Below are 8420 nucleotides of genomic sequence, written 5' to 3'. Positions count from 1 at the left end.
GTTCATGTCAGAGCGCCCAGGTGTGTACTGCCTGATGGACTCAACGCCGAAGGACGACGCTGTTCTATCTCAGAGCAGAACTCAGCGCCGCTCATAGTGTCTGAACGGCGCTGGGGCAAATTTGCTTAGCGGCACGCCAACGCCAAACTCGGTCCTCAAGCTGACGAAGTGAGAATCATCATGCTGCTTTCCTGCCTCTTCAGATGACTCACGCCGCTGTTCCTCTAAAGGCAATGAGGCGCGTCTCAAGTCGCTGGCTGCTAAGTTTCACAATGCAGGGCATTCTTGACCCCGCCCACCCGCTCCTTGACGGTCTGAGTTCATTGCAGATGCAGTCGGCCAAACCGATTGAGGAAAGCTGGCAATGGCTCAGGACTGGTCTCTGCCGCCGTTACACTGCCGGGCATGACTGCGCCCCGCCCCCAGACCCACGGCCCCGTGCGCCTGTGGTCCACGCCCACCGGCCCCCTTCAGGAAAATGCGCTGCTGATCGCCGGCGAGCAGAACGAAGGGTTTCTGATTGACCCTGGCGACGAGGCCGAGCGGCTGCTGGCCCTGGTGCGCGGCAGCGGCGTCACGGTGCGCGCCATTCTGCTGACCCACGCGCACTTTGACCATATCGGCGCGGTGCAGCCCCTCCGGGAAGCGCTGGAGGTGCCGGTGTTTCTGCATGTCGCTGACCAGCCTCTTTATCAGCTGGGGGCGGCGAGTGCGGGCCGCTGGAACTTGCCCTTTACGCAACCCGAAGCCCCCGACCAGGAAATTGTCCAGGGGCAGACCTTCACCGCAGGCGACTTGACGCTCACCGCCCGCGAAGTGCCGGGCCACTCGCCGGGGCATGTGGTGTTTACAGCGCCGGGCCTGGTCATTGCTGGCGATACGCTGTTTCAGGGGGGGATTGGCCGCACCGACCTGCCCGGCGGTGACCATCCAACCCTGCTGCGCAGCATCGCGGCCGAACTGCTGACCCTGCCGGAAGACACGGCTGTCTACCCTGGCCACGGCCCCCGCACGACTGTGGGCGCCGAGCGCAGGAGTAACCCCTTCCTGCGCTGAGGGCTGGGCCCGCGCTTTCCCCAAGCGAGCGGCGCGTCTCTCTGGCCTGCCGTGGACGAGTTGCCAGTGCCTGTGTCCCTGCTCTGCTGCGAAAGATCGCTGTTGACGGCGGGTGCGCTACCCTGAACCCATGCACAGGTGGCGTCCCTGATGCCCGGCGTGGGCGGTGGCCCCGGCGCGGGGTTAGGCGGACTGACGGACGTGAGTTACACCACGAACGCGGCCAACGCCCTGATTCACCTTTACCGCGCCGAAGTTGGCAAGATGACCGCCTACCGGCAGCGGCTGGACATGACGACCAACTGGTCGGTGGTCACCACCGCTGGCCTGGCCTCTTTTGCCCTGGGGGACGTGAACAACAGCCACGCCACCTTTCTGTTTTCCATGTTCATGAATTACTTTTTTCTGCGGTTGGAGGCGCGGCGCTTTCGCACCTTTGAAATCGCGCACCACCGGGTCCGGATCATGGAACGCTTTTTTTATCCGGCCATGCTGGGTGACCGCGTAGACCCTGACTGGCACCAGCTGCTGCTGGCCGAGCTGAGTAAGCCGCGCAGCCCCATGTCCCGCGCCGACGCTCTGGGCTGGCGCCTGAGCCGCAACTACCTGTGGATTTACGCGGCGGTGCTGCTGGCCTGGCTGGCCAAACTGGACCTCAGCCAGCCTAAGGGGTGGATGCTGACCTTCCCAGAAGCCTTTGCCCTGGCCGACATCGGCAATTTCCCCGGCTGGCTGGTGTTCCTGGGGGTGGGGCTCTTTTACCTGCATCTGGTGTTTCTGGCCGCGCGCGCGGCCCAGACCTATCCGCTGGAAGAAGGGTAGGGAAGAGCAAACAGCCTCTGTGAACAGGCTTCACAGAGGCTGGCAACAGGAGGAGTCAGGTGGTCAGCGCCGTCCGCCGGAGCGCGGCGCGCTTTTGCGCACGCCCGCGTAGCGGTGGCGTTCCTTGCGGCGCTGGGTGCGGGTTGCCTTGCTGGTCTGCCCCGACGTGCGGGCGTCCACGCGGGCTTGCAGGCGGCGCGGCACAAAGGTATCCACATTGAGAAAGCGCGCCAGCGGAAGATACAGCGCCAGCACAAAGAGCAGGCTGCCCCACCAGGTATTCAGGTACGGTCCCAGCGGCGTGAGGCTCAGCAGGCTGCTCACCAGGGTCGCCACCAGGGCGAACAGCGCCACGCGCGCCGCCAGTTTCAACAGTTTGCCGGTGGTAAATCCTGGTTCTGGGTCGGGGGTGGTCAGCCAGCGCCAGAGGTTCATGCGCCGCTTTCCTCTATGGGGTCGAGGGCAAAGCGGCCCAGAGTCACGCGGTCACGAAAGGCCGCCAGGTCGGGGAACTCGCTCTGGCCGTCCAGCTGCAGGGTCAGGGTGGGTTTGTGCTGGGCGGCGGCCAGTCGTGCGGCGGCCGCCTGCGCCGCGCCGTCACGGGCCGGCACCGCCAGCACGAATCCGCGCACGGCACTTTTGCCGCCCAGCAACGAGGCGGCCCCGAACAGTTCCCGGTCACCGGGCGCCGCGTCGCCGGGCATCCGCTCGGCGCGGCGTAGGACCTCGGGGACACTCAGGTCTGTGCTGAACACGCCATACAGGCCCAGCTCGTCCAGGGCCGCGCGTAGAGGGTGGGTCAGCAGGTGTTCGCCCATCAGGGCACGCGGGCCAATAACGGCCACCGTCACGCGGCTGCCCCGGCTGAGGACGGGCGGCGCAGCGCGGGCGTCCTGGCCCAGCGGGCGCACCTTTTCCAGGGCGCGGCGCACCATGCCGGCGTTCTGGGTCACGCGCAGCCCCACCTCGGCCGCTGTGTTTTCCAGCGCGTCCGGCTGGTCAGGTACCCCCAGCAGCGTGGGCAGCCCGCTGATGCGCCGCGAGAGCAGTTCAGGCAGCGCTTCGCTCCAGGCGTCGCCGCTGACGGCGGCCCACTGCGGCACGAGTACGGTGTCCACCCGCGTCAGGCCCAGAATGCGCCCCAGGGTCAGCTGCACGGTGGCCGGCTCGCCGGGCAGGCTTTCGCGGCCCAGTTCCAGTGCCTGCGCGTCGCTGACGGCGGGGGTCACAGGCGTGGCCCCCAGTTCTTTCAGATACGCCGCCCAGTAGCCCGGAAGCCGCGCGGCGCGTGATTCAAGCAGACCAACCCTCATTCTGGACAGTGTACGCCTCTGGGGGGCTGCCGCTTGTCCCGTGCAGGAGGAAGTGGGGAGTGGACAGTGGGAAAAGATGAGGAACTCAGTCCATCAGGCTGCCGCTGTCCCCCTGCTCAGCTTGTCCTGCGCAGCACACCTGCCAAGCCAGGCTGTTCCCACACTCTACAACCCACGCCCCACCCTCTTTTTACCCACTGCCTTCTTCAGCGTCGGCCTTGCCGTCCAGCTTGGCCTGCACCGCCGCCTCGGCCAGTTCAACGTCGTGGTCGTCAATGTGGCGCTGCTCGGTGTGGTGTTCAAACAGCTCCTGGCGGGCGCGCAACTTGGCCTGCGGCTGGGCCAGGTCGCCGCCAGTGCCCTGATGCACCCGCTGGAAAAACACCAGGGCCCCGCCGGCCAGGGCCAGCGCGCCGGCAAAATACAGCGTCTCTTGCGGCTCCTGCCAGCGCACAAAGTGCTCTAAAAAGGTCACCCCTAAAATCACGATGATGACCGATACGACTTTCTGTTCCAGGTCGGCCAGGCTTTCCACTCCCAGCGCCGAGGTCAGGTTCAGCGGCGTGATGAACAGCGAATATAGCCCCACGCCAATCAGGTAAAACACGACCGCCTTGAGCATGGTGCTGACGATTTCCAGGAACTCCACGGCCAGGTCGCCCTTCTGGCTGGCAACGCCCTCCACGAAGGTGTCGCGCCACGAGTCCCAGATGGTCACCAGGGCCAGCAGCGTGCCCTGCAAAAACAGGCTGAACGACACCAGCAGCACGGCAATGACGGCAATCAGCACCACGAAGCGCGTGCGGCCAATCACCTCACTGAACCACTCGCGCTTGGAGGGTTCCTCTGGGGGCTGGATGGCCGGCGGGGCAGAGGGGCGGGTCACGCTGACATGATGCCCACAGGGCCTCGCCAGGCGGGTACGCCCAGCTTTACGGTTGCCTGAGGGTCGCTATGCTGGGCCGCGTGAGTCCCGCTGACGCCCCGCGCCTGACCCTGCCCGAGCCGCTGCGCCGCGCCCTACCCGCCGCCCGCTGGGAACGGGTGACCGGCGGAGCAAGTGGCGCGTCGGTGTGGCGCAGCACCCGCTTTGTGGTCAAGGTTCAGCCCCGGCAGGCGCACGCGGGCAGCACCTTGCAGCAGGAGCGCGAGCGGCTGCGCTGGTTTGCCGGGCGGGTGCCGGTGCCGGAACTGGTGGGCTTTGAAGTTACCCCGGACGCCGAGTACCTGGTCATGACGCGCGTGCCCGGCATCTCCATGAGTCATCCCGACGCCCTGCTGCACCCGGAGCGGGTGGTGACCCTGCTGGCCCGCGCCCTGCGCGAACTGCACGCCCTGTCCATCCGCGACTGTCCGTTTACCCGCACCCTGGCCGTGGCCCTGCCGCTGGCCCGCGAACGGGTGCAGGCTGGGGTGGTGGATGAAAGCGACTTTGACGAGGAGCGCCAGGGCCGCAGTGCGGTCAGCGTCTTTAACGAACTGGCCCGCACCCGCCCCGCCCAGGAGGATCTGGTGGTGACCCACGGCGACGCCACCCTGGACAATCTGATCGTCAGCGGCGAGTACGTGGAGGGCCTCATTGATCTGGGCCGCGCCGGGATCGCGGACCGCCACATTGACCTGGCGCTAGCCTGGCGTGAGGTGCGCGGCGAACTGGGCGACGTGTACGCTGGAATGTTCCTCGATCTGTATGGCCGCGCGCTGGTGGACGAGGGCAAGCTGGCGTATTACATGCTGCTGGACGAATTGTTTTGAGGGGAAGTGGCCAGGGATAAGTGGGAAGTGGACAAGCCCTAATTCTCCGTCAACTCTCATTTGGTCGGGGGTTGGGCGCCAGGTTTACCGTGTGTTCTCCAGAGAAGCGGGTGCCAGTGGCCAGAACGCAAGCACAGGACAGCCAAGAGCAACCAGAAACGCGCGCGTGGCGGCCAGGTCAGGACAGAGAATTAGAGGACGCCGCCCACAGCAGAGCGGCCCCAGACAGTTCTCACCACTGCCAGGTGATGACGTCTTCCAGCTGCTCCATTTTCTCCAGGCTGCCAGACCTGGGCTGGTAAGCGCGCCCCTCTTTTGATGCAAGGTGCGTCGGCAGAGACACCATCATTTCGTTTCCAACTACCGACCTCTTCGCCTCAGGCAGATAGTTCTGAGCTGCAAATCTTTCACAATCCCTGGTAACGCCCTCCTAGTCAGTGGTGAGTGGGCGGTGCTTTTTCCACTGCCCACTCACCACTTTCCGCCGTTACGCCTTCACCCAGTCCCGCAAATAATCGGCCACCAGTTCGCTGACGTTCACGCCGTCGCGGGCTGCTTTCTCCAGTTGCGCGGCCTTTTCCTCGCGCGTGATAGGGAGCCACAGGGCCACGTACTCCTGCCCGCCCTCCTGCTTAAACTCGCCCCCCAGTTCGTCGCGCTGCACAAAGCCGGTCTTGTCCATATTGTTTCCTCCTGTTTCTGAATGGGCGGCCTCGGCGCCGGCGCTCATCAGCCAGTCCACCACTCGCGCTTTCAAAAAGCGCCATTCCCGCCCAACCTTGCGGCCCGGCACCTCGCCGCCGCGCACCAGGGCGTAGGCAGTCGTCTCGCTCACCTTCAGGAAGGCGGCGAGTTCTTCCAGTGTCAGTACTTCATGAGGGTCACTCATAGTCAGATGCTGTTACCTCCTTTCAAATACCGCTATCTTGCGCTATCTGATACTTATTGTCAAGAGATGGCGCAAGTTGGTGTCAGTTGGTGGTTGTTGCGGGTCACCCGGTTTGTCTCTGGCCTGCGTGGTCTACTCCGGGGCGTGAAGACACTGGGCCGACTGGTCTCCCATCACCCCTGGGCCATCCTGCTGGTCTGGTTGCTGGCCGCGCTGCTCAGCATTCCGTTTGCCGCCCGCGCGCCCGCCGCCCTGAATGCCGACCCGGCGGGCGGCCTGACCGACGCCGAGGCCACCCGCGTAACGGCACTGCTGCGGGAGCGCTTCAATGAGCGCGACACGAACACGGTGGTGCTGGTCACTCGCAGTCAGCCGCCGCTGACCACGGAGGCTGGGCAGACCACCTACCAGACATTTCTGGATGGGCTGGAAGAGGTCGCGGGCGTTACCCGCGTGACGGGCGCGCAGGCGGGCGGCCCTCTGCCCACACAGGCCGGGGACGGCGTGCTGGCCCTGACCCTGGCGCAGATTCCCCTGGAAGACGGCGCCACCGAGACTCTGCGCCGGGTGCGCGCCTACGCTGAAAGGGCCGAGAGTGCCGCGCTGGATATCCGCGTGACCGGCGGGCAGGCCATTGCCGACGACTTCACCGAGTTTGCCGAGTCGGACACCAAACGCAGCGAACTGACCGCCCTGCCCCTGATCGGCGTGCTGCTGCTGCTGGTCTTCGGCGCGTTGGTGGCGACCGGGCTCCCACTGGCGGTGGGCATGCTGAGCATCAGCGTGGCGATGGCCGGGCTGTACGGCCTGACCCGCGTGATGGAGGTCAGCACCTTTGCCCAGAGCGTGATTACCATGCTGGGCCTGGGGGCCGGCATTGACTACGCCCTGCTGATGGTCAACCGCTTTCGGGAGGAATTGAAGCGGGTCCCGTCCCCTCGCCAGGCCGCCGAACGCACAGTGCAGACGGCTGGCCGCAGCGTGGCCTTTAGCGGCCTGACGGTGGCGATTGCGATGGGTGGGCTGATTCTGCCGCCGATCTCGTTCGTGCGTTCGATTGGGATTGGCGGCGTGCTGGCGGTGCTGCTGACGGTGCTGGCGTCTCTGACGGCCTTGCCGGCTATGCTGGCCCTGCTGGGCGAGCGGGTGAACAGCCCCCGCCTCCTGACGCTCACCTGGGCACAAAGTGGTGAGGCGTCGGCGGCTTGGACTACCTTTGCGCGGCGGGTTACTGCCCGGCCCTGGGCGGCGGTGCTGGCGTCAGCCGCCCTGCTGCTGGTGCTGGCGGCGCCTGCTTTTCAAATGAGGACCGGCTATGCGGGGGCCTGGGGGCTGACCCCTGGTGTCGAGAGCCGCGACGCCCTGAAAGACGTGGAGGCGCTGGGCGCGGGCGGCCTCCTGAGCCAGTTCGAGGTGGTGCTGGACTTGCAGGGCCAGCGCTACGGGCCGGCTGACCGCGCGAAGTTTCAAGCACTTGTGGAGGACCTGCGCGGCCTGGACGGGGTGAAGGGCGTGCTTAGTCCCTTTGTGACCCCAGCCGATTTAACGGATACGGCGGGCAGCAGCAATGCCGACGCCCTGGCGGCCCTGAGCGTCCTGACCACGCGCTCCTTTAGCCAGGACCGGACCCTGCTGCGGGTGACCGTGGTGCCTGACCGCACCCTGCGTGCCCGCGAGATTCCGCAGCTTGAGACGCAGCTACGCCGGAAGCTTGAGGCCAGCGGCTACGCCTACCTGCTGGGCGGCGCGCCCATCGGCGGCGAGGAATTCAGCCGCGCCATCACTGGGTCACTGCCCACGGTCATCCTGGCTGTGTTTGCCGGCACGTTCCTGCTGCTGATGGTGGCTTTTCGCAGCCTCCTGATTCCCCTCAAGAGCATCCTGATGAACGCCCTGACGGTGGGGGCCGCCGCCGGGGTGGTGACCCTGGTGGTGCAAAACGGCGTGCTGGCCGCGCCGCTGGGCATTCCAGCCGATGTGGGGGTGCTGGACGCCAGTCTGCCAGTGCTGCTGTTTGCCGTGATGTTCGGCCTGAGCATGGATTACGAAATCTTTTTGCTCTCGCGGGTGCAGGAAGAACACCTGCGCGGCGCCAGCAACGATGAAGCGGTGGTGCTGGCGGTGGGGCACACCGCCCGGATCATCACCAGTGCGGCCATCATCATGTTGATTGTCTTTACCGCCTTCATCTTTGGCCGTGTGGTAGCCAGCAAGAGCATCGGCCTGGGCCTGGCCGTGGCGGTGGCCCTGGACGCGACCCTGGTGCGCCTGGTGCTGGTGCCTGCCTTTCTCAAATTGGCCGGACGCTGGAACTGGTGGCTGCCCGCGTGGCTGGACCGGCGGCTGCCGCACATTCGCCTGGAGCATTAATACGGACTCCGATTGAATCGTTTGCAAAAACGATGAAATCTGAGCGGAGCGAGAAGGAGAAAAACGGGTTCCGGGCGTGGAGTTGGCAAATCGGCGTTTTCCCGATTTGTTAACGAAACAAACGGAATCCGTATAAGGGGTGTGGGGCGTAGGTAGAAAAATGGGGCGCGGTGCAAAAGAAGCGTGGGCTGCGGAGATTTCCCCCACACCCCACG

The 8420-nt window shown here is 65.5% G+C and carries 8 protein-coding genes; 4 read left to right on the top strand and 4 right to left on the bottom strand.

The genetic code is table 11. The annotated features are described in order from the left end of the window. Positions 1–405 precede the first annotated feature (405 nt). Entirely contained in the window at positions 406–1056 is a 651-nt protein-coding gene (locus tag GO986_RS14765; RefSeq protein ID WP_157460072.1) for an MBL fold metallo-hydrolase, read from the top strand. A 150-nt stretch (positions 1057–1206) separates the two neighbouring features. Beyond that, positions 1207–1878, top strand: coding sequence for a DUF2270 domain-containing protein (locus tag GO986_RS14760; protein ID WP_157460079.1), 672 nt, complete (start codon positions 1207–1209; stop codon positions 1876–1878). Between the two features lie 63 nt (positions 1879–1941). Here the strand turns inward: GO986_RS14760 and GO986_RS14755 are convergent, their stop codons facing one another. The 3 genes from GO986_RS14755 to GO986_RS14745 form a co-directional block, all read right to left on the bottom strand. Further along, on the bottom strand, positions 1942–2313 hold the full coding sequence (locus GO986_RS14755; protein WP_157460071.1) for a hypothetical protein: 372 nt from the start codon (positions 2311–2313) through the stop codon (positions 1942–1944). Beyond that, positions 2310–3191 carry a hypothetical protein gene (locus GO986_RS14750; protein WP_157460070.1) on the bottom strand — a complete coding sequence of 294 codons (882 nt, stop codon included), beginning with the start codon at positions 3189–3191 and terminating at the stop codon, positions 2310–2312. Before GO986_RS14750 ends, GO986_RS14755 begins: the two co-directional genes overlap by 4 nt. Before the next feature lie 190 nt (positions 3192–3381). Continuing rightward, positions 3382–4077: a YqhA family protein gene (locus GO986_RS14745; protein WP_369409396.1), complete on the bottom strand. Its 696-nt coding sequence runs from the start codon at positions 4075–4077 to the stop codon at positions 3382–3384. Between the two features lie 80 nt (positions 4078–4157). Between GO986_RS14745 and GO986_RS14740 the strand changes: the two genes are divergently transcribed. Next, on the top strand, positions 4158–4946 hold the full coding sequence (locus GO986_RS14740) for an APH(3') family aminoglycoside O-phosphotransferase (RefSeq protein ID WP_369409395.1): 789 nt from the start codon (positions 4158–4160) through the stop codon (positions 4944–4946). 487 nt (positions 4947–5433) lie between these two features. On the opposite strand, the gene GO986_RS14735 is transcribed toward GO986_RS14740, so the two are convergent. Beyond that, positions 5434–5835, bottom strand: a complete 402-nt coding sequence (locus tag GO986_RS14735; protein ID WP_157460067.1) for a helix-turn-helix domain-containing protein — start codon at positions 5833–5835, stop codon at positions 5434–5436. A gap of 144 nt (positions 5836–5979) precedes the next feature. Between GO986_RS14735 and GO986_RS14730 the strand changes: the two genes are divergently transcribed. Further along, complete coding sequence (locus GO986_RS14730) at positions 5980–8205, top strand: MMPL family transporter (RefSeq protein WP_369409398.1); 2226 nt, start codon at positions 5980–5982, stop codon at positions 8203–8205. The last annotated feature ends 215 nt before the right edge of the window (positions 8206–8420 follow it).

It is taken from the genome of Deinococcus arboris (assembly GCF_009755355.1).
Lineage (GTDB): Bacteria > Deinococcota > Deinococci > Deinococcales > Deinococcaceae > Deinococcus > Deinococcus betulae.
The sequence above is the reverse complement of the archived record's forward strand: the minus strand, read 5'-3'. Positions and strand labels throughout refer to the sequence as shown.